The following is a 23,042-nucleotide window of genomic DNA, read 5'->3' on the forward strand; positions in this document are numbered from 1 at the left end:
CGATGATTCGTCTTGTATGCGGCGCGCGACACCGCGGGCCGCAGCCTGCTGAGGGCGCGGCCGCGATGTCGGCGGTGTGGCGGGAAAGGGCGCTCAGCCGATGGCCGAGGCCGACTGCGCCTGCTGGCGCAGCACGAACTTCTGGATCTTGCCGGTCGAGGTCTTGGGCAGCACGCAGAACTCGATGTGCTTGGGCACCTTGTAGCGCGCCAGATGCGCGCGGCAGTGCTCGATGATGTCCTCGGCGCTGACCTTGGCGCTGTCCTTCACCTCGATGTAGGCCGCCGGCACCTCGCCCCACTTCTCGTCGGGCTTGGCGACCACCGCGGCGGTCATTACCGCTGGGTGGCGGTAGAGCACTTCCTCGACTTCCAGCGAGGAGATGTTCTCGCCGCCGGAAATGATGATGTCCTTCGAGCGGTCCTTGATCTTCACATAGCCGTCGGCCTGCATCACGCCCAGGTCGCCGGTGTGGAACCAGCCGCCGGCAAAGGCTTCGCGGGTGGCCTTCTCGTTCTTCAGGTAGCCCTTCATGACGATGTTGCCGCGGAACATCAGCTCGCCCATGGTCTCGCCGTCGGCCGGCACCAGGTCCATGCTCTGCGGGTCCATCACCGTGATCGCTTCCTGCATGTGGTAGCGCACGCCCTGGCGGCCGTTGCGCTCGGCGCGGCGGTCGATCGGCAGCGCGTCCCACTCCGGGTGCTTGGCGCACACCGAGGCCGGGCCGTAGGTTTCGGTCAGGCCATAGACGTGGGTGATGTCGAAGCCGATCTTCTCGGCGCCCTCGATGATCGCCGCCGGGGGCGCGGCGCCGGCGATCAGGCCCGCCACGCTGTGCTCGATGCCGGCGCGCAGGCCGTCCGGGGCGTTGATCAGCATGCCGTACACGATGGGCGCGCCGCACATGTGGGTGACGCGGTGGGCGCGGATCAGCTCGAAGATCAGCGCCGGGTCGACCTTGCGCAGGCAGACGTTGATGCCGGCGTTGGCGGCGATGGTCCACGGGAAGCACCAGCCGTTGCAGTGGAACATCGGCAGCGTCCACAGGTACACCGCGTGGTTGGGCATGCCCCAGCTGATGATGTTGGAGGCGGCGTTCAGATAGGCGCCGCGGTGGTGGTAGACCACGCCCTTGGGGTTGCCGGTGGTGCCGGAGGTGTAGTTGAGCGCAATCGCGTCCCACTCGTCGGCGGGCAGTTGCCAGGCGTAGTCGGCGTCGCCGCCGGCCAGCAGTTCCTCGTACTCGATCTCGCCGAGGCGCTCGGTGCCGGGGTACTCCGGGTCGAGCGCGTCGATCACCAGCGGGCGCGGCCCGTCCAGCAGCTCGAGCGCGGCGCGGATGGTGGGGGCGAACTCGGGGTCGGTGATCAGCACCTTGGCCTCGCCGTGGCCGAGCATGAAGGCGATGGCCTCGGCGTCCAGGCGGGTATTGAGGGTGTTGAGCACCGCGCCGGTCATCGGCACGCCGAAATGCACCTCGACCATGGCCGGCACGTTGGGCAGCATCACCGCCACGGTATCGCCGCGGCCGATGCCACGCTGCACCAGCGCGCTCGCCAGGCGGCGGCAGCGCTCATAGGTGTCGCCCCAGGTGAAGCGGCGGCTGCCGTGGATGACCGACGTGCGGTCCGGATACACATAGGCGCTGCGCTCGATGTAGGACAGCGGCGACAGCGGCACGTAGTTGGCGGGGTTGCGGTCCAGCCCCTGGTCGTAAGCGGATTGCGACACCTGTTCCTCCCTTTCCCGGTCTTGATCTTGTGCTCGGGCGCCCCGCGCTACGTACGCCAGCGTATGGCGACCCGACCGGGGAACATGGCAGAGGAAGTTGTCGGAAGTTGCGCGGAAATGTACGCAATCTTGTCGGCGGCTGCCGGCGTGGCGTGCCGGCCCCCGCGCAGCGGTTAGAATCCATGCTGTCCGGCCCGCGCCAACCTATTGCTTCCGAACCGATGAACCTCCAGGCCGCCCGCCAGCTCTCCGCCGCCCCGCAAGCCGACGGCGCCCCCGTCGGCGACCACCTCTACCGCCAGATGGTCGGCGGCGCGCTGGAACTGTTCGATCAGGGGGTCACCGTGTTCGATGCCGGGCTGCGGCTCATCGCCTGGAACCGGCGTTTCGTCGCCATGCTGGAGTTTCCCGCGGAGCTGCTGGTGGCCGGCACGCCCTACGAGCGCTTCGTGCGCTACAACGTGGCGCGCGGCGAGTACGGCGAGTACGACGACTGTGCCGGTACCGCGGACGCAGCCTGCGTGGAGGCCCTGGTGGCCGCGCGCATGGCCGCCGCGCGCCGCTTCCACCCTCACCACACGCGCTGGGTGCGGCCCAACGGCCGGGTGCTGGAACTGCGCGGCCAGCCCCTGCCCGACGATGCCGGCTTCGTCACCTTCTACGCCGACATTACCGACCAGCAGCAGCGCCAGGACGAGATCGACCGCCAGAAGGCCGAGCTCGAAGCCCACATCCAGCGCCGCACCGCGGAGCTCACCGCGGCCAACGCGGAGCTGACCGCGGCCATCGAGCGGAACCGCGAGATCACCGTGGCGCTGCGCTACAGCGAAGGCCGCCTGCGCCAGATCACCGACGCGATTCCCGCGCACATCGCCTACTTCGACAAGACCTGGACCTACCGCTACGCCAACCGGCGCTATGCCGAGTGGTTCGGGTGGACCAGCGAGACCATCGTCGACCAGCCCATTCCCACGGTGATCGGTGCCCGCCTGTTCGACCACGTGGCCGAGCCGGTGCGCCGCGCGCTGGGCGGCGAGGAAGTGAGCTACGAATACGTCCTCGCCGCCGCGGACGGCAGCGAACGCCATGCGCGCAGCACGCTGGTGCCGGACTTCAGCCCCGCCGGCGAGGTGCTGGGCTGCTTCGTGCATGGCGTGGACATCACCGAGCAGCGCCGCACGCAGAGCGCGCTGGCGCAGGCACAGAAGATGGAGGCCATCGGCCAGCTCACCGGCGGCCTGGCGCACGACTTCAACAACATGCTCACCGTGGTCGCCGGCAACCTCAACGAACTGCGCGCGGCGCGCGCCGGCGACGCGGTGGTGGCCGAGTACGCCGACCCCGCCCTGCTCGCGGCCAACCGCGGCGCCGCGCTGATCCGCCGCCTGCTCGCTTTCGCGCGCCAGCAGCCGTTGTCGCCGCGCGCGGTGGAGGTCGATGAGCTGATCCACGGGCTCACCCGCCTGCTGCGCCGCTCGCTGCCGGAGAACATCGCCATCTACACCGCGGCCGACACGCCGCAGCCGGTGGCGCTGGCCGACCCGCACCAGCTGGAGAGCGCACTGCTCAACCTCGCGCTCAATGCGCGCGACGCCATGCCCAACGGCGGCGAGCTCCGTATCCACGCCGGCATCGAGACGCTGGGCGAAGTCGCCGCGGCCGACCTGGAACTCGCGCCCGGGCCTTACGTGCAGATCAGCGTCGGCGACAATGGCCAGGGCATGGACGGCAGCACCCTGGCGCGGGTGTTCGAGCCCTTCTTCACCACCAAGAAGGCCAGCGGCGGCACCGGCCTGGGCATGGCCATGGTGTACGGCTTCATCAAGCAGTCCGGCGGCGGGGTGCGCATCCGCAGCCGCCAGGCCTGCGGCACCACGGTGGCGCTGCTGCTGCCCTGCGCCCAGGCCGGCGATGGCGCGGCGGGCGACTACTGCCCGGCGGCGGGCGATCCGGCCGGCTGGCTCAAGGGCCGGTTGGTGCTGCTGGTGGAGGACGACGCCGAGGTGCGCCGCGTGGTGCGCAAGCAGCTTGCCGCCCTGGGCTGCGCGGTGCTGGAAGCCGAGAACGGCGAGGAGGCCGCCGACCTGCTGGAGAGCGTCCCCGCGGTGTCGCTGGTGGTATCCGACGTGGTCATGCACGGCAGCATGGACGGCCACGCGCTGGCGCGCTTCGCGCGCGGCTTCCGCCCGGAGCTGCCGGTGATCCTGATGAGCGGCTACACCGACGCCGCGGCGAGCATCGGCGACGACCTGGCGCTGCCCATCCTGGCCAAGCCCTTTACCCGCGAGGGCCTGTATGCGGCCTTGAGCCGCATTGCCCCGCTCGTGCCCGGGAGGCCGGACGATGACGCGTAGCGCCGGGTCGATCTGGATCGTCGAGGACGACGCCGCGGTCGCGCAGCTGATCCGCGGCGCGCTGGAGAAGTACGACTTCCGCTGCGAGCACTTCGCCACCGGCGCCGCGCTGCTGCGCCAGCTGCGCCAGGGCGTGCCGGCACTGTGCATCCTCGACCTCGGCCTGCCGGACATGGACGGGCTGGAACTGCTGCGCCAGATCCGCAGCCGGCACGGCTTCGGCCTGCTGGTGCTGACCGGGCGCGGCGACACCCACGACCGGGTGACCGGCCTGGAACTGGGCGCCGACGATTACATGGTCAAGCCCTTCGAGCCGCGCGAGCTGATCGCCCGCGTGCGCAGCGTGCTGCGCCGCTACCAGCCGGCCGCACCCAGCGCCGAGGCGCCGCGGGTGGCCGAGTTCGCCGGCTGGCGCTTCGACACCGCGACCCACGAACTCACCGCGCCGGACGGCCGCAGCGAAGGCCTGTCGCTGGCCGAAGCCAGCGTGCTGCGCCGCCTGCTGGAACGCCCCAACCAGATCCTGTCGCGCGAGCAACTGCTCGACGGGCGCAACCTGGACGCGCTGGACCGCAGCATCGACCTGCGCATCTCGCGCCTGCGCAAGCGCCTGGAGGAAAACCCGCAGCACGCCCGGCTGATCAGGACGGTGTATGGCGCCGGCTACCTGCTGTGTGCCGAGGTGGCGTGGCACTGAGCGCGTGCGGCCCCGGAATCTCCGGCCGAGCCTCGGCTTGCCTGTGTTGTAGGAGCGGCCTTGGCCGCGATGCGGCGTTGATTGCCTACGCGGACCGCCGCATCGCGGCCAAGGCCGCTCCTACCGCACTGTTGCCGGCCGCCTTCAGCCCTCGCGCCCGAGCAACCCGTGCTGGCGCAGGTACTGCTGGATGATCTCCAGCCGGCTGACCACGTCGTCCAGCTCCAGCAGCGCCTGGCGGGCGCGCAGCGGAATCGGCAGCAGTTCGGCGTAGCGCGCGCCCACCCAGGCGGCGTCGTCGAAGCGGTGCGGTTCGGGCAGCGGGTTGCCGACCTCGCCGGCGATCGCGCCCAGCAGCGGCAGGATGTCGGCCTGGGCGTCCGGCACCGATTGCGCCAGCGCCGGGTCCAGCCAGCGCACCGTGGCGGTGAGCAGGCCGTCGGCCTGGACCTCGTGGTCCTCGACGCGGAAGCGCCGCCCGCCGCGGGCGACGATGGACAGCACGCCCGGTTCGCCCATGTCCCAGGTTTCGATCTTCGCCTCGGTGCCCACCAGGTAGGGCAGCGCCGGCTCGCCCACTTCCTGCCCGGCGGCGATCAGGCACACGCCGAAGCTCGACTGCTCGCGCAGGCAGCGTGCGGTCATGTCCATGTAGCGCGCCTCGAACACGCGCAGCGGCAGCAGGCCGTCGGGGAACAGCACCGTGCCGAGCGGAAACAGCGGCAGGCGCGCGGTGTCAGCGGCCATCGTCGGCCCCCTCGCCGGTCTCGCCCCAGCGCGGCATCAGGTTGTGCGCGACGCCCAACTGGTCGAGGATGCGCGCGACCACGAAATCCACCAGATCGTCGATGCTCTGCGGGTGGTTGTAGAAGCCCGGGCTGGGCGGCAGGATGACCACGCCCAGGCGCGCCAGGCGCAGCATGTTCTCCAGGTGCAGCGCGGACAGCGGCGTCTCGCGCGGTACCAGCACCAGCTTGCGGCCTTCCTTGATGGCCACGTCGGCGGCGCGCTCGATCAGGTTCTGCGCCAGGCCGGCGGCGATTGCGGCCAGCGTGCCCATGGTGCACGGGCACACCACCATGGCGTCCGGCGGGTTGGAGCCGGAGGCCGGCGGGGCGAACCATTCCTCGCGGCCGAACACCCGCAGGCGGCCGTCGACATCCTTGAAGCGCTCGCGCAGCGCCGCCTCCACCTCGGCCGGACGCGAGGGCAGTTCGATGCCCATCTCCTGGCGGGCGACGATCTGCGCGACCTGCGAATACAGCAGCCATACCTGGCAGCCGGCAGCCAGCAGGCAGTCGACGAGCCGCATGCCGTAGGGCATGCCGGAAGCGCCGGTGAAGGCGACGGCGATGGTCTTGTTCATGGGCGGCGTGAAGAGTTGGGCGGGGCCCTAAGTGTTGCACGCCCGCCGGAGCCGGGCAAAGCGCAGCTGATGTAGGAGCGGCCTTGGCCGCGATCCGCACTTTGGGAAACCGGATGTCGCCATCGCGGGCAGGCCCGCGCCCACAACACCCGTCAGGGCAGCTCGCGCACTCGCAGGAAACGCGGAAAGCGCGGCAGGCCCTTGGGGGTGAGCTCGCGGTAGCGGTAGGTGACCAGGGTGCCGGGTGCGGGCGGGGTCCGACGCAAGACGTCGGTGAGTCCGCTGCCGACGCGGAAGCGCCGCCCGTCCGGTGTTTCCACCAGCAGCGAGCCGGTCATGCCGGCCAGCCGCCCCTTGCCTGGCAGATGGGCGATCACCCGCGCCTCGGCGTCCAGCCAGGGGGTGAGCTTGAGCAGCGCGTCGCTGCGCCCGGCCGTCCACGCTGCGTCGGCGCGGTGCAGCATCAGCCCTTCGCCGCCGCCGCGCACCACTTCGTCGAACAGCGCCTGCAGGGCGCGGCGGTCGGCCACGCGCCGCTGCGGCACCGCTTGCACCCAGGGCACGCCGATGCTCGCGGCGATGGCGCGCAGGCCTTCGACCCGCTCGCTGAAGTCGCCTTGCCCGCCCGGCAGTTCGAACAGCATGTAGCGCACTTCGCGCCACCGCGGATCGTCCGGCGCCTCGCGGCGGATCAGGCCGGAGAGCTCGTCGAAGCGTCGTCGCCCCAGCCACAGCTCGCCGTCCAGCCGCTGGGCGGGCAAGGCGGCGAGGAACCAGGGCGGGGCGACGATCGGCCGTCCGCTGCGCAGGCGCAGTTGCTGCCCATCCCAGATCGCGCGCACGCCGTCGAGCTTCTCGCTGACCCAGTAGCCGGCCGGGTCGATAGCCTCGTGGTAGCGCTCGGCGAGCATCACGGCCGGCGGCGTCGCGGCGCCCGTCATGCCTGTCGCCGGGGCCAGGCAGAAGAGCGCCAGCAGGGTGTGCAGCGCCAGCCGGCGGATGCAGAGGTATCTCATGGTGAATGCCGATAACGTCAACACGAAAATGTTATCGGCATTATCGGCGGGCGGCCAGCGCAGGCCGCGAAGCCTTAGCCGAAGGCCGCCGGCACCTCACGTACCACGCTGTCCGGATCGGTCTGCGGCGCGCCGGCCACCGTGGCCAGCGGCACAACCCCGGCCCACACCGGCCAGTCCATGTCCTCGGCGTCGTCCTTCACGCCCCAGTTGCGGATCTTCACCGAGGCCTCGGCCAGCGGCAGGCGCAGCACCGTGGTGGCGTTGAGCTCCTTGGCGCTGACCGGGCGCAGCTGTGCCCAGCGCCCGGGGGCGAGCGCCTCGATGAAGGCGCGCAGTGCCGCTTCCTTGTGTGCGGCATCCTCGACCGCCTCGAAGCGCCCGTAGATCGCCGCCGAGCGGTAGTTCATCGAATGGTGGAAGGCCGAGCGCGCCATTACCAGGCCGTCGATGCTGGCCACGGTCACGCAGCACTCGCCTTCGGTGAGCGCCTGCAACATGCGCGAGGCGCGCGCGCCGTGGATGCAGAGGTGGTCGCCCTCGCGCCAGTGTGCGGTGGGCAAGGCGTGCACCGAGCCGTTCCAGTTGAAGGCCACGGTGCATACCCGCGCCGCGTCGACCACGGCGGCGACGGTGTCCGCGTCGTAATGGGCGCGGTCGGGCAGGCGGCGGACGCGGGTGCGCGGCGAGGGGGCGGGAAGACGGGTCATGATGGTGCTCCGGGCTGTGCATGTGTTTCAGGTGATGCAAGCCTAGCTGTCCGATGGCACCATCCGTAGTGCCACCATCCAGCAGTTTGATAGAGCCACCGTGTCGCCAAAGTGCTCCCCGTCCGTCACCGCGGTCGTTCCCGAAGATGCCCGGCGGGGCACGCGCGCCGGCGGATTTCACTGGTTGCTGGCCGAACCGCTGCCGGCGGCCTTGCCTCGCCAGCAGCTGCTCTACCAGCGCCTGCGCGCCGCCATCGTGGATGGACGGCTGGCGCCGGGACTGCGCCTGCCGGCCAGCCGCGCACTGGCCGAGGAACTCGGCATCGCGCGCAACACCGTGCTGTTCGCCTACGAGCAACTGGCGGCGGAGGGCTGCCTGGTCGCTGATCGCCACGGCACCCGCGTTGCGACGCTGGCGGGGGCCGGCAGGTCGCCGGTCAGGGCGGGGGCGGCCAGTCTTCCCGGCCTGGCCCGCCGCGCAGTCGCCGCCCTGCAACCCGAGGCCGGTGCGGATGACGATGCCGCGCTGCTCGCCCCCGGCCTGCCCGAACTCGGGGCTTTCCCTTTCCGCGCCTGGCGCGCCAGTCTGGAGCGCGCCTGGCGGGCGGCGACCCCGCGCCAGCTCGGCTACGCGCCGCACGGCGGCGAACCGGCCCTGCGCGCCGCGTTGGCCGAACACCTCACCACCCTGCGCGGCTTCGCGGTGCGTGCGGAGCAGGTGGTGATCACCGGCGGCACCCAGGCCGGGCTGGACTTGTGCGCCCGCCTGCTGGTCGACGCCGGCGACACCGCCTGGGTGGAGAACCCCGGCTATCCGGCGGCGCGTACCGCGCTCGGGTTGGCCGGTCTGGTCCTGCATGCGGTGGCGGTGGATGCGGAAGGGCTGGCCCCCGACGCGGCCGACTGGCAGACGCACGCCCCGCGCCTGATCCTGCTCACGCCCTCGCACCAGTACCCCACCGGGCGGGTCATGTCGCTCGCCCGCCGCCTCGCCGTGCTGGACGGCGCGCGTGCGGCCGGCGCATGGGTGGTCGAGGACGACTACGACAGCGAGTTCCGCCGCGGCAGCCCGGCCCTGCCCGCGCTCTACGGCCTGCAGCCCGATGCGCCGGTGGTCTACGCCGGCACCTTCAGCAAGACCCTCTATCCGGGGCTGCGCATCGGTTACCTGGTGGTGCCCGAAGCGCTCGCCGCCGACTTCGTGCGCGCCGCCGGGCAGGCCACCCGCCCGGGGCACGGCATCGAACAGGCCGCGCTCGCCGACTTCATCCGTCGCGGCCACTACACCGCCCACCTGCGCCGCATCCGCCGTCGCTACGAGCGCCGCCAGGCCGCGCTGCGCGACGCGCTGGCCCGCCTGCCCGGCCCGGAACTGGCGATCACCGGCGGCGAGGCCGGGCTGCATCTCACCCTGTGGCTGCCGCCCGACCTGCCCGACACCGCCATCGCCCGCCGCGCGGCCGCGCTCGGCCTGGGCGTGCGCCCGCTGTCGCGCTACGCCCTGCCGCCGATGGCCTGCAACGGGCTGGTGCTGGGCTACGGCAACCTGGACGAAGGCCAGGCGATGGAGGCGGTGCGGCGCCTGCGGTTGGCCATGAGGTGACTCCCGGCTGTCGAAACGCGGCGAACTCGGCGATATGGTAATGGCAGTTTTCGGGGTTGATCTGCTTCGTTCAGGGATACGACCGTTCGACCGTTGTTTTGCGTTAAGCTACACTACACACAAATGATCAAGAGCTTCCGGCACAAGGGTATCGAGGCCTTCTTCTGCAAGGGCTCGCGGGCGGGAATCCAGCCTCATCACGCGCCGCGGCTTGCCCGTCAGTTGCGCCAACTGGACTGCGCGCGAGGGGCGGAAGACATGAATCTGCCCGGCTGGCGTCTTCACCCTCTTGCGCATGACCTGAGCGGCCATTGGTCGGTGTGGGTGAATGGCAACTGGCGCCTCACCTTTGCATTCGATGGCGAGGATGCGGTGCTGGTGGACTACCGCGACTATCACTAGGAAATCGACATGGCACGCATGTTCAACCCCCCGCATCCCGGAGAGACGCTGCGCGAGGATGTGCTGCCGGCGCTCGGATTGACGGTCACCGAGGCGGCGCAGCAGCTCGGCGTGACGCGTACCGCGCTGTCGCGCGTGCTGCATGGGCACGCCGGCATCTCGCCGGAGATGGCGCGGCGTATCCAGGCCTGGCTCGGGGTGGATCGCGGCGGGCGTGCCGAAGTGTGGCTGAGGATGCAGATGGACTACGACCTGTGGATGGCGGAGCAGCGTCCCTTGCCCCCGGTCATGCGCGCGCCGGACCGTGCGACGGGCTGACGGCGCCGGCAGCGCTGCCGCCCGGCGGCCCGCTGCGGCCGCGTCCCCGCCGCTCTCCGCCTTGCGCGGCCTGTGGCCCTTCCTGCGTCCCTACCGCGCCCAGTTGCTGCTCGCCTTCGTGCTGCTCAGCGTGGCCTCGGCCACCATCCTGGTGGTGCCGCTGGCCTTTCGCGACCTCATCGACAGCGGCTTCGGCGATGGCGTGGCGAACGGCGCCGGCCTGCTCGGCGCGCACACCCTGGACGGCCACTTCATCGCACTTTTCGGCCTCGCGGGCTTCTGGGCGCTGACCGTGGCGGCGCGCTTCTACACCGTCTCCTGGGTGGGTGAGCGGGTCACCGCCGACCTGCGCAGCGCGGTGTATGCGCGGGTGCTGGGGCAGTCGCCGCAGTTCTTCGAGACCCTGCAGACCGGCGAGGTGCTGTCGCGCCTGTCGGGCGACACCACGCTGGTGCAGACGGTGGTCGGCAGCTCGCTGTCGATGGGTCTGCGCAGCCTGTTCCAGAGTGTGGGCGGGATGGTGATGCTGGCGCTCACCAGCTTCCAGCTCTTTGCGCTCAACCTCGGCCTGATGGTGCTGCTCACCCTGCCGATCCTGGCCATCGGGCGGCGCGTGCGGCGCCTGTCGCGCGAATCGCAGGACCGCATCGCGGACGCCTCAGCACTCGCCGGCGAGATCCTCAACGCCATGCCCACGGTGCAGGCCTTCACCCAGGAGGCGGCAGAGGCGCGGCGCTTCGCCGAGCGCAGCGAAACCGGCTTCCGCACCGCGATCCGCCGCACCCGCGTGCGCGCGCTGCTCACCGTGCTGGTGATCACGGCGGTGATGGGCAGCATCCTGTTCGTGCTCTGGGTGGGCGCCCAGCAGGTGCGCGCCGGCAGCCTGAGCGGCGGCGAGCTGGCCGCCTTCGTGCTGTATGCCGCGCTGGTGGCCGGCGGGGTGGGCACGCTGGCCGAGGTGTGGGGTGACATCATGCGTGCAGGCGGCGCCAGCGAGCGCCTGCTGGAGCTGCTCCACGCCGCGCCGGCGATCCGCGAGGCGGTTCGCCCGCAGGCGGCGGTCGCGGCGGACCAGGCGGCGCTGCGCTTCGAGGCGGTGAGCTTCGCCTACCCGGCGCGCCCCGCGCAGCGCGCGCTGGACGACATCGACCTGGACATCGCGCCCGGCGAGCGGGTGGCGCTGGTGGGGCCCTCGGGGGCGGGCAAGACCACGCTGTTCCAGCTCCTGCTGCGCTACTACGACGTGTCCGCCGGACGCATCCTGATCAACGGCCAGGACGTGCGCGAGCTGGCCCTGCACGAACTGCGCGGCGAGATCGCCATCGTGCCGCAGGACCCGGTGATCTTCTCCGCCAGCGCGCTGGAGAACATCCGCTACGGCCGCCCCGCAGCGAGCGACGAGGAGGTGTTCGCCGCGGCGCGCGCGGCGGCCGTCGACGAGTTCATCGCCCGCCTGCCGGAAGGCTACGGCACCTTCCTCGGCGAGCGCGGCACGCGGCTCTCCGGCGGGCAGCGCCAGCGCATCGCCATTGCGCGCGCCATCCTCAAGCGCGCCCGCCTGCTGCTGCTCGACGAAGCCACCAGCGCGCTCGACGCCGAGTCCGAGATCCTCGTGCAGCGCGGCCTCGCGGCGGCCATGCAGGGGCGCACCACGCTGATCATCGCCCACCGCCTGGCCACCGTGCAGCAGGTCGACCGCATCGTGGTGATGGAGCAGGGGCGCATCGTCGAGACCGGCACGTCCACCGACCTGCGCGCGCGCGGCGGCCTCTATGCGCGGCTCGCGGCGCTGCAGCTGTCGCCCTGAATCCCGGGTTCCGGGCGTCGCCCGTAGCGCTGCGCCAGCACCGCGCAGACCATCAGCTGGATCTGGTGGAACAGCATCAGCGGCAGGATGGCCGCGCCCACCGCGCCGCCGGCGAAGAGGATCTGCGCCATCGGCACGCCGGTGGCCATGCTCTTCTTGGAGCCGCAGAACACGATGGTGATCTCGTCCTCGAGCGGGAAGCCCAGCGCGCGGCTGATCGCGCGGGTCGCCCACAGCACCAGCGCGAGCAGGGCGCAGCACAGCACGGTGAGCAGGGCGAGGGCTTGCGGCGGCACGGTGTGCCACAGGCCGCCGATCACCGCGGCGCTGAAGGCGGTGTACACCACCAGCAGGATGGAGCCCTGGTCCACGTACTTCAGCCAGCGCTGATTGCCCTGCACCCAGCCGCCGATCACCGGGCGCAGCAAGTGCCCGGCGGCAAAGGGCAGCAGCAGCTGCACGCCGATCTTCAGTACCGCCTCGCCCAGCGGCACGCTGCCCGCCTGCGCGCCTATCATCAGGCCGACCAGCAAGGGGGTGAGCAGGATGCCGATCAGGCTGGAGGCCGAGGCGCTGCACACCGCCGCCGGGAGGTTCCCGCGCGCCATCGCGGTGAACGCGATCGCCGACTGCACCGTGCCCGGCAGCGCGCACAGGTAGAGCATGCCCACCCACAGCTCGCGCCCCAGCAGGGGCTGCAGCAGCGGCGTGAACGCCAGACCGATCAGCGGGAAGAGCACGAAGGTGCAGCCGAACACCAGCAGGTGCAGGCGCCAGTGCAGGGCGCCGGCGACGATGGCCTGGCGCGACAGGCGCGCGCCGTGCAGGAAGAACAGCAGCGCGATCGCCGCCCAGGTGAGGCGCTCGAAGGCGGTGGCCGCGGCGCCGGCGGCCGGCAGCACGCTGGCGAGCGCAACCACGCCGAGCAGCGCGAGGGTGAAGTTGTCGAAGAGGAGGCGCAGGCGGTGCATGGGATCGAAGGGTTCCGGGTTGCGAAAGTGGCTTGCCGCGCACCATAGCGGAGCCGGATACTTCCGGCTAACGGCAGAATGACTGCCGATATCGCCAACCGGACATGAACCCGCCCGTCGCCCGCCAGCTTGCCGCACTGCGCCGCCTGCCCCGCCCGCTCTACGGCCATGTGGAAGCCCTGCCCAACCAGGTGCTCGGCTTCCGCCACCGCCATCCGTGGATCCAGCTCTCCTACGCCAGCCGCGGCGTGGTCGACGTGCGCAGCGCGGCCGGCCGCTTCGTCGCCCCGCCGCAGCGCGCGGTGTGGATCCCTGCGGGCGTCGAGCACCGCGTGCGCTGCACCGCGGGCACCGAGGTGCGCAGCCTGTACATCGACCCCGCTGCCGCGCCATGGGGCGCGCCCGGCTGCCGGGTGGTCGCGGTGAGCGCCCTGCTGCGCGAGCTGATCCGTGCCTTCGGCGAGCTGCCGGTGGACTACGACGAGACCGGGCCGGGCGGGCGCCTCGCCGCGGTGCTGCTCGACCAGCTGGCCGGCGCGCCCGAGGCCGGCGTGGTGCTGCCGATGCCGCAGGACGCCCGCCTGCGCCGCATGTGCACGCGCCTGGAGGCGCAGCCCGATTCGCGCGAGGGCCTGCGTGAATGGAGCGTGCGCCTGGGCGTCTCCGAGCGCACCCTGGCCCGCCTGCTGCGCGCGCAGACCGGGCTCAGCTTCCGCCTGTGGCGCCAGCGCCTGCGCCTGCTGAGCGCGCTGCCCGCGCTCGAAGCCGGCGCGCGGGTCACCGACGCGGCGCTGGACTGCGGCTACGAATCGGTGTCGGCCTTCATCGCCGCCTTCCGCGAACAGTTCGGCGCCTCGCCCGGCGAGTTCTTCGCCGCCCGCGCCGCATCGTGAGGCATCAAGTGGCCGGGCGAAACGCCGCGCGTGTCCTACGATGAAGCAACGGAACGGACGGGGCCTGGAGGCCCGGGCGCATCATGGGCGAGTACACAAGCGGGCCGCTGCAGGCGGCCATCGATGCCATCTTCCGCGCCGAGGCACGGCGGGTGAAGGCCACGTTGATCCGCCTGCTGGGCGACTTCGATCTCGCCGAGGAGGCCGTGCAGGACGCCTTCCTCGCCGCGCTCGCGCAGTGGCCACGCGACGGCCTGCCGGCCAACCCGCGCGCCTGGCTGGTGTCGGCCGGGCGCTTCAAGGCCATAGACCGCTTGCGCCGGCGTGCGCGCTTCGACACCTCGCTCGCCGAACTGGCCTGGCGCCTGGAAGAGGGTGTGGATGAAGCGGAGGCCGCGACCACCGCCGAGGAGCCGGCCGACGACCGCCTGCGGCTGATCTTCGTGTGCTGCCACCCGGCGCTGCCGCGCGAGGCGCGTGTGGCGCTGACCCTGCGCGAGGTGTGCGGGCTGACCACCGAGGCCATCGCCGCGGCCTTCCTCACCGCCACGCCGACCGTGGCGCAGCGTATCGTGCGCGCCAAGAACCGCATCCGCGAGTTGCGCCTGCCCTACGCGGTGCCCGCGCGCGGGGACTTGCCGGAGCGCCTGGATGCGGTGCTGCAGGTCATCTACCTGGTGTTCAACGAAGGCTACTTCGCCTCCGCGGGCGATGCGCTGACCCGCGCCGAACTGTCCGCCGAGGCGATCCGCCTGGGCCGCCTGCTCGCCGAACTGCTGCCGGAGGCCGAAGTGCGCGGTCTGCTCGCGCTGATGCTGCTCACCGAGGCGCGCCGCCCGGCGCGCACCACGCCCGCGGGCGAACCGGTGCTGCTCGCCGAGCAGGACCGCAGGCGCTGGGACGCCGCCTCGATCGCCGAAGGCTGCCGGCTGGTCGAGGACGTGTTGCGCGGCGGACGCTTCGGCCCCTACACGCTGCAGGCGGCGATCGCCGCGGTGCATGCCGAGGCGGCCTGCGCGGCCGACACCGACTGGGCGCAGATCGTCGGCCTGTACGACGCCCTGCTGCGTCTGGCGCCCTCGCCGGTGGTGGAGTTGAACCGCGCGGTGGCGGTGGCCATGCGCGACGGCGCGGGCGCTGGCCTGGCGCTGGTCGATGCGCTGCTGGCGCGCGGCGAACTGGGCGCCTACGGCCCGGCGCATTCGGCGCGCGCCGAACTGTGCCGCCGGCTCGGGCGTACCGACGAGGCCTGCGCGGCCTACCACCGTGCGTTGAACCTGTCGCGCCAGCAGCCCGAGCGCCGTTTCCTCGCCCGCCGCCTGCGGGTGCTGGAGGGCAGCGAGCCGCCGGACGGAGACTGAGGACGTCGTGCGCGGCGCAGTGTCGAAATCGCGACCGCGCCGACGACCATGGGTGTCAGCCACCCCACCCGGAGGATTCCATGAAGTATCTCTGCCTCGTCTATGCCGACGAAAGCCTGCTGCACAGCCAGCCCGACAGTCCGCAGGACGCCGAATGCCAGTCCTACGCCGAGAGCGTGGCGGAGAGCGGCCACATGCTGGCTGCCGAGGCCCTGCAGCCGGTGCGCACGGCCGCCACGGTGCGCATGCGGGCGGGCCGCCTGACGGTGACCGACGGCCCGTTTGCCGAAACCAAGGAGCAGCTCACCGGCTTCTACCTGATCGACGCACGCGACCTCAACGAGGCGATCCAGCTCGCAGGTCACATCCCCGCCGCGCGCGTCGGCTGCGTCGAGGTGCGTCCGGTGCGCACCCTGCAGCCTTGAATCGTGGAGGAGTCACGACATGAACCCCAATTCTTCCGTCCCCGACGAGCGCAGCGCCATCGAGGCGCTGCTGAAGCGCTGGGTGCAGGCCGCCTGCGCCTCCGATCTCGATGCGGTGATGGCCTGCTACACCGACGATCTGGTCGCCTACGACGCGGTGCTGCAACTGCAGTTCCGTGGTGCCGCGGCCTACCGCGCGCACTGGCAGCGCTGCATGGAGATGTGCCCGGGCGGCACCCTGTTCGAGATGGCCGAACCGGCCATCGTCGCCGACGGCGGCACGCTGGCCTTCGCCCACTACCTGCTGCGCTGCGGCGGGCCGGACGAGCACGGCGAACTGAAGACCTCGTGGCTGCGCGGCACCGTCGGCCTGCGCCGCGGCGCCGATGGCTGGCGCATCGCCCATGAGCACATCTCGGTGCCGTTCGACATGCAGAGCGGCAAGGCCCTGTTCGACCTGACCCCCTGAGGAGGACGCCCGATGCGAGTCGAACCCTATCTGTTCTTCGACGGCCGCTGCGAGGAGGCGCTGGCCTTCTACCGCAGCGCGCTCGGTGCGGAGATCCTCGCCTTGATGCGCTACAAGGAGTCGCCCGATCCGCAGACGATTCCGCCCGGCAGCGCGGAGAAGGTGATGCACGCCAACCTGCGCATCGGCGACACCATGCTGATGGCCTCGGACGGCATGTGCGGCGGCGCGCCGCGCTTCAACGGCTTCTCTATGACGCTGAACGCCGTGGACGACGCGGAAGCCGCACGCCTGTTCGGCGCGCTGGCCGATGGCGGGCAGGTGCAGATGCCGCTGGGCAAGACCTTCTTCGCCTCCAGCTTCGGCATGGTGGCCGACCGCTACGGCGTGTCGTGGATGGTGATCGCCGGCGCGCAGTGAGGCGGCTGCGGCCGGCGTGGCAGACTTACTCGGGCATGCTCAGGCGGCCAGCGTGCGGTCGCCGCTGCCGAGCGCCAGGTCGAGGCGGTTCACCCCGCTGACGATGGCGCGGATCGACGCCGTGACGATGTTGCCGTCCAGCCCCACGCCGTAGCAGTCGCCGCGGCCTTCCGCAGTGAGCTCCAGGAAGGCGCAGGCGCGCGCCTCGCCGGCGTCGTGGCTGGGGGCGAGCGAGCGCTCCTCGTAGCTGCGCACGGTGACGTGGATGCCGGCGCCCTGCAGCGCGTGCACCGCGGCGTCGATCGGCCCGTTGCCTTCGCCCACCAGCAGGTGGCGGGTGCCGGCGATCTCCACCACCAGGCGGATGCCCTGGGCCGTGCCGTGCTCGAAGAGGTGGTGCTCGACGTAGCGCACCGGCTCCACGCTATCCAGGTAGGTGGCGCTGAACAGATCCCAGATCGCCGCCGCGCTCATCTCGGCGCCAGTGGCGTCGGTGACCTTCTGCACCTCGCGCGAGAACTCCACCTGCAGGCGGCGCGGCATGACGATGCCGTACTCTGTCTCCAGCAGGTAGGCGATGCCGCCCTTGCCGGACTGGCTGTTCACGCGGATCACCGAGTCGTAGCTGCGGCCGACGTCGGCCGGGTCGATCGGCAGATAGGGTACGTTCCACGGGGCGCCGGCCTTTTGAGCGGCGAAACCCTTCTTGATGGCGTCCTGGTGGGAGCCGGAGAAGGCCGTGAACACGAGATCCCCCACATAGGGGTGGCGTGGGTGGATGGGCAACTGGTTGCAGTGCTCGACGGTGCGCGCCACCGCGTTGATGTCGGAGAAATCGAGCCCGGGGTGGATGCCCTGGGTGTAGAGATTGAGCGCCAGCGTCACGATGTCCACGTTGCCGGTGCGCTCGCCGTTGCCGAACAAACAGCCTTCCACGCGGTCGGCGCCGGCCATCATGCCGAGCTCGGCGGCGGCCACGCCGGTGCCGCGGTCGTTGTGCGGGTGGAGCGAGAGCACCACGCTGTCGCGCCGCGCGAGATTGCGGTGCATCCACTCGACCTGGTCGGCATAGACGTTGGGGGTGGCGACTTCCACCGTGGCCGGCAGGTTGAGGATGACCTTGTTGTCCGGCGTGGCGCCCCATTCGGCGGTCACCGCGTCGCACACTTCCTTGGCGAACTCGAGCTCGGTGGCCGAGAAGGTTTCGGGGCTGTATTCGAGGGCGATCTCGGTGCCGCACTCGGCTTTCATCTCGGCAGCGATCTGCTTGATCAGGCGCACCGCGGACACCGCGAGCGCCACCACCTGCGGCTTGTCCATGTTGAACACCACCTCGCGGAAGGTCGGCGAGGTGGCGTTATAGACGTGCACGATGGCCCGGCGCGCGCCGCGTACCGATTCCATGGTGCGGCGGATGAGGTCCTCGCGCGCCTGGGTGAGCACCTGGATGGTGACGTCCTCGGGGACGTGGCCGCCTTCGATGAGCTGGCGAACGAAGTCGAAGTCGGTCTGCGAGGCGGACGGGAAGCCGACCTCGATCTCCTTGAAGCCGATCCCGCACACCGTGCGGAACATGCGCATCTTGCGCTCCACGTTCATCGGCTCGAACAGCGCCTGGTTGCCGTCGCGCAGGTCGGTGCTCATCCACACCGGCGGACGCTCGATGAGCTTGTTCGGCCACTGGCGGTCGGCGAGTGCGATGGCGGGGAAGGGGCGGTACTTGGCGGACGGGTCGGACAACATCATGGCGGCGCTCCGGGGATTTCGTGCTGAATCTGCGATGGAGAAATCTTAGGCGAGTCCGCGTGGCGGAAGATTGCGTTGTTGCGTTGCGATACGACCATTTGCGGCAGAATCTTGCAGTATTGACTCTATAATCGAAATCCACTGCATTCCGGTGATTCGAATGGCCAACAAGCTGCAACTCGACCGCTACGACCGCCAGATCCTCGACCTGCTGCAACAGGACGGGCGGATCAGCAACCAGGACCTGGCCGAGCGCGTCGCGCTGTCGCCCTCGTCCTGCCTGCGCCGGGTACGCGCGCTGGAGGAGTCCGGGCTGATCACCGGCTACCGGGCGCTGCTCGATGCCAAGAAGCTGGGGCTCACCCTGATGGCGCTGATCCACATCTCCATGGACCGCCACACCCCCGAGCGCTTCGACCACTTCGAGGCCGAGGTGGCGAGCATCCCCGAGGTGCTCGAATGCCTGCTGATCACCGGGCAGGATGCCGACTACCAGATCAAGGTGGTGGTCGCCGACATGGATGCCTACCAGGAGCTGCTGCTCCAGCGCATCACCCGCATCCCCGGGGTCACCGGCGTGCATTCCAGCTTCGTGCTGCGCCGCGTGCTCGACCACACCGCGCTGCCGGTAGGGCACACCTAGCGGCCCCTGTAGGAGCGGCCTTGGCCGCGATGCGGCGGTGGTTTCCCGAAGGCCGAATCGCGGCCAAGGCCGCTCCCACTGGTCGCCCCCGCGCCGTGCTATGTTCCCCGCCATGCAAGGCGTGCCCCAGACCTTCGACGACGCGCGCGACGCCGCGCGCTTCTTCCGCCCCGCGCACCGCCCGGGGGTGGAGTGCTACCGCGCGCACATCGTGCGCCACGCCTTCGAGCCGCACAGCCATGACGCCTTCGGCCTGGGGGCGGTCGAAACCGGCGCCGAGCGCTTCCGCTACCGCGGCGCCGAGCTGCTCGCGCCCGCCGGCTCGCTGGTGCAGATGAATCCCGACGAACTGCACACCGGCCGTGCCGAAACCGCCGGCGGTTGGCGCTACCGCATGCTCTACATCGATGCGGAGGTGGTCGAAGGCATCAGCGGCGAGCGCGGCTGGTGCTTCCGCGACGCGGTGCGCGAGGATGCGGCCGCCGCGCGGCGCGTCACCGCGCTGCTCGACGCGCTGTGGATGGCGCGCGAGCCGCTGGCCTTCGACAGCCTGCTCGCCGAACTGCTGGCGGTCTTTCGCCCGCAGGCCAGCATCGGACGCACTGCGCGTGACGGCGCCGCGCCGCGTTTTGCGCCGGTGCTCGATTACCTGCGCGCGCAACTGGGCGAGCGCATCACGCTGGACGAACTGGCGGCGCTCGCCGGCCTGAGCCCGTGGCACTTCCTGCGCAGCTTCCGCGCGCACTACCACGTCACCCCGCAGCAGATGCTGATGGCGCTGCGCCTGGCGGAAGCCAAGCGCCAGCTCGCCGCCGGCACGCCGCCTGCCGAGGTGGCTGCGGCCACTGGTCTGACCGACCAGGCCCACCTGACCCGCGCCTTCGCGCGGCGCTACGGGGTGACCCCGGCGCGCTACCAGCGCCAATTGCGCGACTGTTGAGGCAGCAGCTTTCGTGTAGGAGCGGCCTTGGCCGCGATGCGGCGCTCGTTTTTCCGCAGGCCGCAATCGCGGGCAAGCCCGCTCCTATAGCCAGTGGCGCAATCCGGTACAAGACGGCGGACCGTGGCGCTGCCACACTGCCTGCATCATGTGGATCGGAACCCTCTACGCACTCGCGGCCGGGCTGATGTGGGGCCTGGTGTTCGTCGGCCCGCTGCTGCTGCCCGAGTATCCCGGCGCGCTGCAGTCGGTGGGGCGCTACCTCGCCTTCGGCCTGATCGCCCTGCCGCTCGCCTGGGCGGACCGCCGCGCGCTGGCGCGGCTCACCCGCGCAGACTGGCTGGAGGCGCTCAAGCTCGCCGCAATCGGTAACCTGCTTTACTACCTGTGCCTCTCGAGCGCCATCCAGCGCGCCGGCGGTCCCCTGCCGACGATGATCATCGGCACCCTGCCGGTGGTCATCGCGGTGTGCGCCAACCTGCGCAACGGCGCGCGCGACGGCCGCCTGCCGTGGGCGCGCCTCGCACTGCCGCTGGCGCTGATCGCGGCCGGCATCGCCTGCGTGAATCAGGTCGAGCTCGCTGCCCTGCGGGCCGATGAGGCGGCGGACCCGGCGCGCTACGCTTTCGGTGCGCTGCTGGCGGTGGGCGCCCTGGTGTGCTGGACCTGGTATCCGCTGCGCAACGCCGACTGGCTGCGCGCCCACCCGGACCGCAGCCCGCGTGCCTGGGCCACCGCGCAGGGCGTGGCCACGCTGCCGCTGGCGCTCGCCGGCTATGCGCTGCTGTGGGGCGGCATGGCCTTGGGCGGCGCCGAGCTCCCCATGCCTTTCGGCCCCCGGCCGGCCTTCTTCATCGGCCTGATGTTCGCCATCGGCCTGCTTGCCTCCTGGCTCGGCACCTTGTGCTGGAACCAGGCCAGCCAGCGCCTGCCCACCGCGCTCGCCGGCCAGCTGATCGTCTTCGAGACGCTGGCCGCGCTGGCCTATGCCTTCATGCTGCGCGCCGCCTGGCCGGCGCCGCTGACCCTGGCCGGTATCGCGCTGCTGATCGTCGGCGTGATCGCCGCGCTGCGCGTCAGGCCGGTCGTCGTGCCGGTCGCGCGCCCGGCACCGGCCGATCCGCAGCACTGAGTTGCGGTCGGCGGCGATTGTCGGCCCCGCTCCATGCCGGGCCCGTCTTGTCGCGTTCGTCACCGCACAAACCGGCAGGCGTGCGCCGGTTCGTCAGTGCCTGTGAGGCTCTGGGCGCACTGACGGCCGTGGCATGCCGCGTGCTTTCCCTCCATTTTGAGTGCGGCCGCATCGGCTGCGCCGAAGCGCGAGGCGACCCATGGAACAGATCGGCATCTTCTTCGGCACCGATTCAGGCACCACCCGTTTGATTGCCAAGAAAATCGCCAAGCTGCTCGGCGAAACGGCGGCCAAGCCGGTGAATGTGAACCGCTGTACGGCGGACGACCTGTTGAAGTACGACGCGCTGATCCTCGGCACGCCGTCCTACGGTATCGACGAGTTGCCCGGGCTGAATACCCGTATCGCGGAACCGAGCTGGCACGAGTTCATGCCGCAACTGGCCGGGCGTTCGCTCGCCGGCAAGCGCATCGCGCTGTTCGGCCTGGGTGACCAGGAGAAATACCCGGACCGCTTCGCCCATTCGCTGATCCACCTCTATCGCTGGGCGGTCGACGGCGGTGCCGAGGTGGTCGGCCAGTGGCCGCTGGCGGGTTACCAGTTCGAGCACAGCCCGGCGGTGGTCGATGGCCGCTTCGTCGGCCTCGTCATCGACCAGCGCTCGCAAAGCCGGCTCACCGACCAACGCCTGCAGGACTGGGTCGCACAGGTCGGCCCCGTGCTGCGGGAAAAACTGCATACGGAGATTGCTTGATGAGCGACACGACCGTCCGCTACTTCAATACCTACAGCGGGGTGAAGCTGCCCTTCCGCCTGACCGCCGAACTCGGCGAGGCCGAGATCAACAACCGCAACACCTATTTTCGCGGCCACTTCGACGCCGCCGGTACGCTGCTGGCGTTCGAGAAGCTGGTCTATGGCGAGGTCGAGCTGGCCCACCGCTACACATACGCGGCGGACGGCGCGCTGCTGTCCGCTGAGATCACCGACGCGGACGGCGAGGTGAGCGTGGTCGAGGCCCGCTGAGCGCCGCCCGCTCACGCTCAGCGCGCGCGGGTCACCAGCGCGATGCCCAGCACCACCGGCAGGATGCCCAGGTAGTCGGCCGCGCCGACCTGCTCGCCGAGCAGCAGCTCACCGGCGGCCAGCCCCAGCGGCGGGGCGAGGAACAGCCAGGCGCTGGCGGCGCTTGCGCTGCCGCGCTCCAGCAGGGCGAACCACAGCAGGTAGGCGCCGATCGACACCACCGCCACCATCCACGCGAAGGCGGCCAGGAAGCCGGCCGTGAGCTGCACCTCGACCGGGTTCTCGGTGGCCAGCGCGAGCGGCAGCAGCAGTGCGCCGGCGAGGAAGGTCTGCAGGCCGGTGTTGGCCGCCAGCCCCACCGACACCCGCAGGCGCTTGAAGAGCACGGTGCCCAGCGCCAGCGTGAACAGCGCGCCGGTGACCAGCAGCAGGCCCTCGGCCGGATCGCTGCCGCCGGCCAGGCGGTTGCGCGCGATCAGCACCACGCCGGCGAAGCCCAGCGCCAGCCCGGCGAGCTTGCGCCCGCTCAAGCGCTCGCCGAGCAGCGCGGCCGAGAACAGCGCCACCAGGATGGGGTTGGCGCTGATGATGATGGTGGTCAGCCCGGAGGACAGCGTGCCCATGCCGGTCCAGCTCAGGCCGAGGTAGAGCGCGTGGTTGAGCAGGCCGAGCAGGGCCAGGGTGGCGAGGTCGCGCAGGGTGAGGCCGCGCAGTTCGCCGCGCAGCGCCGCCCAGCCGAGCAGCAGCGCGCCGGCGGTGAGGAAGCGCGCGGCGAGGAAGATCAGCGGCGGGCTGTCGGCGAGGCCGATCTTGGCGGCCGGGAAGGCGCTGGTCCAGATCAGCACGAAGGGCAGGGCGAGCGCCACGGTCGGCAGCGCGAGGCGTCTCGCCGGCGGCGGGGCAGTCAGGACCTGGGCGGTGGCTTTCATCGTCGGACTCCGGCGGGTGGGGCTTGACTGAAGCCTAAGCGCGGTCTTCACTATTTAAAAACGCGAAGTTCTGATGTCTT

The 23,042-nt window shown here is 71.1% G+C and carries 24 protein-coding genes; 16 read left to right on the plus strand and 8 right to left on the minus strand.

Going from position 1 to position 23,042, the window contains the following annotated elements; translation table 11 throughout:
- Nucleotides 1–93 precede the first annotated feature (93 nt).
- Nucleotides 94–1,734 (minus strand): acyl-CoA synthetase, encoded by a 1,641-nt coding sequence (locus IAI53_RS14335; RefSeq protein WP_187718851.1) that lies wholly within the window; start codon nucleotides 1,732–1,734, stop codon nucleotides 94–96.
- Nucleotides 1,735–1,955: 221 nt separating this feature from the next.
- Between IAI53_RS14335 and IAI53_RS14340 the strand changes: the two genes are divergently transcribed.
- On the plus strand, nucleotides 1,956–4,088 hold the full coding sequence (locus tag IAI53_RS14340; RefSeq protein WP_225433320.1) for a PAS-domain containing protein: 2,133 nt from the start codon (nucleotides 1,956–1,958) through the stop codon (nucleotides 4,086–4,088).
- The gene (locus IAI53_RS14345) at nucleotides 4,078–4,785 is read left to right on the plus strand and encodes a response regulator transcription factor (RefSeq protein WP_187718852.1); all 708 of its coding nucleotides are present in this window, start codon (nucleotides 4,078–4,080) and stop codon (nucleotides 4,783–4,785) included. Before IAI53_RS14340 ends, IAI53_RS14345 begins: the two co-directional genes overlap by 11 nt.
- Before the next feature lie 144 nt (nucleotides 4,786–4,929).
- Here the strand turns inward: IAI53_RS14345 and IAI53_RS14350 are convergent, their stop codons facing one another.
- The 4 genes from IAI53_RS14350 to IAI53_RS14365 form a co-directional block, all read right to left on the minus strand.
- Nucleotides 4,930–5,532 carry an LON peptidase substrate-binding domain-containing protein gene (locus IAI53_RS14350; protein ID WP_187718853.1) on the minus strand — a complete coding sequence of 201 codons (603 nt, stop codon included), beginning with the start codon at nucleotides 5,530–5,532 and terminating at the stop codon, nucleotides 4,930–4,932.
- Complete coding sequence (locus tag IAI53_RS14355) at nucleotides 5,522–6,151, minus strand: flavin prenyltransferase UbiX (protein WP_187718854.1); 630 nt, start codon at nucleotides 6,149–6,151, stop codon at nucleotides 5,522–5,524. The genes IAI53_RS14350 and IAI53_RS14355 overlap by 11 nt, the downstream gene beginning before the upstream one ends.
- 152 nt (nucleotides 6,152–6,303) lie before the next feature.
- Nucleotides 6,304–7,167: a DNA ligase gene (locus IAI53_RS14360; protein WP_187718855.1), complete on the minus strand. Its 864-nt coding sequence runs from the start codon at nucleotides 7,165–7,167 to the stop codon at nucleotides 6,304–6,306.
- Between the two features lie 74 nt (nucleotides 7,168–7,241).
- On the minus strand, nucleotides 7,242–7,877 hold the full coding sequence (locus tag IAI53_RS14365) for a pyridoxamine 5'-phosphate oxidase family protein (protein WP_187718856.1): 636 nt from the start codon (nucleotides 7,875–7,877) through the stop codon (nucleotides 7,242–7,244).
- A 184-nt stretch (nucleotides 7,878–8,061) separates the two neighbouring features.
- On the opposite strand from IAI53_RS14365, the gene pdxR reads away from it, so the two are divergent.
- From pdxR to IAI53_RS14385, 4 genes are all read left to right on the plus strand, one after another.
- Nucleotides 8,062–9,480, plus strand: a complete 1,419-nt coding sequence (gene pdxR, locus IAI53_RS14370) for a MocR-like pyridoxine biosynthesis transcription factor PdxR (RefSeq protein ID WP_222948312.1) — start codon at nucleotides 8,062–8,064, stop codon at nucleotides 9,478–9,480.
- Nucleotides 9,481–9,603: 123 nt separating this feature from the next.
- Nucleotides 9,604–9,882, plus strand: coding sequence for a type II toxin-antitoxin system RelE/ParE family toxin (locus tag IAI53_RS14375; protein ID WP_187718858.1), 279 nt, complete (start codon nucleotides 9,604–9,606; stop codon nucleotides 9,880–9,882).
- 9 nt (nucleotides 9,883–9,891) lie between these two features.
- Complete coding sequence (locus IAI53_RS14380) at nucleotides 9,892–10,200, plus strand: HigA family addiction module antitoxin (protein WP_187718859.1); 309 nt, start codon at nucleotides 9,892–9,894, stop codon at nucleotides 10,198–10,200.
- Complete coding sequence (locus IAI53_RS14385; protein WP_187718860.1) at nucleotides 10,187–12,007, plus strand: ABC transporter transmembrane domain-containing protein; 1,821 nt, start codon at nucleotides 10,187–10,189, stop codon at nucleotides 12,005–12,007. The genes IAI53_RS14380 and IAI53_RS14385 overlap by 14 nt, the downstream gene beginning before the upstream one ends.
- On the opposite strand, the gene IAI53_RS14390 is transcribed toward IAI53_RS14385, so the two are convergent.
- On the minus strand, nucleotides 11,971–12,978 hold the full coding sequence (locus IAI53_RS14390) for a bile acid:sodium symporter family protein (protein WP_187718861.1): 1,008 nt from the start codon (nucleotides 12,976–12,978) through the stop codon (nucleotides 11,971–11,973). The genes IAI53_RS14385 and IAI53_RS14390 overlap by 37 nt on opposite strands.
- A gap of 104 nt (nucleotides 12,979–13,082) precedes the next feature.
- On the opposite strand from IAI53_RS14390, the gene IAI53_RS14395 reads away from it, so the two are divergent.
- The 5 genes from IAI53_RS14395 to IAI53_RS14415 all read left to right on the plus strand — a co-directional run bounded on the left by IAI53_RS14395 (nucleotide 13,083) and on the right by IAI53_RS14415 (nucleotide 16,546).
- A complete protein-coding gene (locus IAI53_RS14395; protein WP_187718862.1) occupies nucleotides 13,083–13,871 on the plus strand; it encodes an AraC family transcriptional regulator in 789 nt (262 codons plus the stop codon).
- A gap of 83 nt (nucleotides 13,872–13,954) precedes the next feature.
- Entirely contained in the window at nucleotides 13,955–15,232 is a 1,278-nt protein-coding gene (locus tag IAI53_RS14400; RefSeq protein WP_187718863.1) for an RNA polymerase sigma factor, read from the plus strand.
- Between the two features lie 80 nt (nucleotides 15,233–15,312).
- Nucleotides 15,313–15,657, plus strand: coding sequence for a YciI family protein (locus IAI53_RS14405; RefSeq protein WP_187718864.1), 345 nt, complete (start codon nucleotides 15,313–15,315; stop codon nucleotides 15,655–15,657).
- Nucleotides 15,658–15,676: 19 nt separating this feature from the next.
- On the plus strand, nucleotides 15,677–16,126 hold the full coding sequence (locus IAI53_RS14410) for a YybH family protein (protein WP_187718865.1): 450 nt from the start codon (nucleotides 15,677–15,679) through the stop codon (nucleotides 16,124–16,126).
- Between the two features lie 12 nt (nucleotides 16,127–16,138).
- Entirely contained in the window at nucleotides 16,139–16,546 is a 408-nt protein-coding gene (locus tag IAI53_RS14415; RefSeq protein ID WP_187718866.1) for a VOC family protein, read from the plus strand.
- A gap of 39 nt (nucleotides 16,547–16,585) precedes the next feature.
- Here the strand turns inward: IAI53_RS14415 and leuA are convergent, their stop codons facing one another.
- Nucleotides 16,586–18,292, minus strand: coding sequence for a 2-isopropylmalate synthase (gene leuA / locus IAI53_RS14420; RefSeq protein ID WP_187718867.1), 1,707 nt, complete (start codon nucleotides 18,290–18,292; stop codon nucleotides 16,586–16,588).
- A 172-nt stretch (nucleotides 18,293–18,464) separates the two neighbouring features.
- Here leuA and IAI53_RS14425 point away from each other — a divergent pair, with 172 nt between their 5' ends.
- The 5 genes from IAI53_RS14425 (at nucleotide 18,465) to IAI53_RS14445 (ending at nucleotide 22,033) form a co-directional block, all read left to right on the plus strand.
- Nucleotides 18,465–18,935, plus strand: a complete 471-nt coding sequence (locus IAI53_RS14425; RefSeq protein WP_187719457.1) for an Lrp/AsnC family transcriptional regulator — start codon at nucleotides 18,465–18,467, stop codon at nucleotides 18,933–18,935.
- A 112-nt stretch (nucleotides 18,936–19,047) separates the two neighbouring features.
- Nucleotides 19,048–19,875, plus strand: coding sequence for an AraC family transcriptional regulator (locus IAI53_RS14430; protein WP_187718868.1), 828 nt, complete (start codon nucleotides 19,048–19,050; stop codon nucleotides 19,873–19,875).
- A gap of 148 nt (nucleotides 19,876–20,023) precedes the next feature.
- Entirely contained in the window at nucleotides 20,024–21,007 is a 984-nt protein-coding gene (locus IAI53_RS14435; protein WP_187718869.1) for a DMT family transporter, read from the plus strand.
- Nucleotides 21,008–21,206: 199 nt separating this feature from the next.
- Entirely contained in the window at nucleotides 21,207–21,761 is a 555-nt protein-coding gene (locus IAI53_RS14440; protein ID WP_187718870.1) for a flavodoxin, read from the plus strand.
- A complete protein-coding gene (locus IAI53_RS14445; RefSeq protein WP_187718871.1) occupies nucleotides 21,761–22,033 on the plus strand; it encodes a DUF6156 family protein in 273 nt (90 codons plus the stop codon). Before IAI53_RS14440 ends, IAI53_RS14445 begins: the two co-directional genes overlap by 1 nt.
- Nucleotides 22,034–22,050: 17 nt before the next feature.
- Here IAI53_RS14445 and IAI53_RS14450 read toward each other — a convergent pair whose 3' ends face one another.
- Complete coding sequence (locus IAI53_RS14450; RefSeq protein ID WP_187718872.1) at nucleotides 22,051–22,962, minus strand: DMT family transporter; 912 nt, start codon at nucleotides 22,960–22,962, stop codon at nucleotides 22,051–22,053.
- Nucleotides 22,963–23,042: the final 80 nt, after the last annotated feature.

The organism is Thauera sedimentorum (assembly GCF_014489115.1).
GTDB classification, from domain to species: domain Bacteria; phylum Pseudomonadota; class Gammaproteobacteria; order Burkholderiales; family Rhodocyclaceae; genus Pseudothauera; species Pseudothauera sedimentorum.

Bases quoted from the DNA above. Each gene is read 5' to 3' on its own strand.
- IAI53_RS14340 (WP_225433320.1), top strand. From the start codon at position 1,956: ATGAACCTCCAGGCCGCCCGCCAGCTCTCCGCCGCCCCGCAAGCCGAC.
- IAI53_RS14345 (WP_187718852.1), top strand. From the start codon at position 4,078: ATGACGCGTAGCGCCGGGTCGATCTGGATCGTCGAGGACGACGCCGCG.
- IAI53_RS14350 (WP_187718853.1), bottom strand. From the start codon at position 5,532: ATGGCCGCTGACACCGCGCGCCTGCCGCTGTTTCCGCTCGGCACGGTG.
- IAI53_RS14355 (WP_187718854.1), bottom strand. From the start codon at position 6,151: ATGAACAAGACCATCGCCGTCGCCTTCACCGGCGCTTCCGGCATGCCC.
- IAI53_RS14360 (WP_187718855.1), bottom strand. From the start codon at position 7,167: ATGAGATACCTCTGCATCCGCCGGCTGGCGCTGCACACCCTGCTGGCG.
- IAI53_RS14365 (WP_187718856.1), bottom strand. From the start codon at position 7,877: ATGACCCGTCTTCCCGCCCCCTCGCCGCGCACCCGCGTCCGCCGCCTG.
- IAI53_RS14375 (WP_187718858.1), top strand. From the start codon at position 9,604: ATGATCAAGAGCTTCCGGCACAAGGGTATCGAGGCCTTCTTCTGCAAG.
- IAI53_RS14380 (WP_187718859.1), top strand. From the start codon at position 9,892: ATGGCACGCATGTTCAACCCCCCGCATCCCGGAGAGACGCTGCGCGAG.
- IAI53_RS14390 (WP_187718861.1), bottom strand. From the start codon at position 12,978: ATGCACCGCCTGCGCCTCCTCTTCGACAACTTCACCCTCGCGCTGCTC.
- IAI53_RS14395 (WP_187718862.1), top strand. From the start codon at position 13,083: ATGAACCCGCCCGTCGCCCGCCAGCTTGCCGCACTGCGCCGCCTGCCC.
- IAI53_RS14400 (WP_187718863.1), top strand. From the start codon at position 13,955: ATGGGCGAGTACACAAGCGGGCCGCTGCAGGCGGCCATCGATGCCATC.
- IAI53_RS14405 (WP_187718864.1), top strand. From the start codon at position 15,313: ATGAAGTATCTCTGCCTCGTCTATGCCGACGAAAGCCTGCTGCACAGC.
- IAI53_RS14410 (WP_187718865.1), top strand. From the start codon at position 15,677: ATGAACCCCAATTCTTCCGTCCCCGACGAGCGCAGCGCCATCGAGGCG.
- IAI53_RS14415 (WP_187718866.1), top strand. From the start codon at position 16,139: ATGCGAGTCGAACCCTATCTGTTCTTCGACGGCCGCTGCGAGGAGGCG.
- leuA (WP_187718867.1), bottom strand. From the start codon at position 18,292: ATGATGTTGTCCGACCCGTCCGCCAAGTACCGCCCCTTCCCCGCCATC.
- IAI53_RS14430 (WP_187718868.1), top strand. From the start codon at position 19,048: ATGCAAGGCGTGCCCCAGACCTTCGACGACGCGCGCGACGCCGCGCGC.
- IAI53_RS14435 (WP_187718869.1), top strand. From the start codon at position 20,024: ATGTGGATCGGAACCCTCTACGCACTCGCGGCCGGGCTGATGTGGGGC.
- IAI53_RS14440 (WP_187718870.1), top strand. From the start codon at position 21,207: ATGGAACAGATCGGCATCTTCTTCGGCACCGATTCAGGCACCACCCGT.
- IAI53_RS14445 (WP_187718871.1), top strand. From the start codon at position 21,761: ATGAGCGACACGACCGTCCGCTACTTCAATACCTACAGCGGGGTGAAG.
- IAI53_RS14450 (WP_187718872.1), bottom strand. From the start codon at position 22,962: ATGAAAGCCACCGCCCAGGTCCTGACTGCCCCGCCGCCGGCGAGACGC.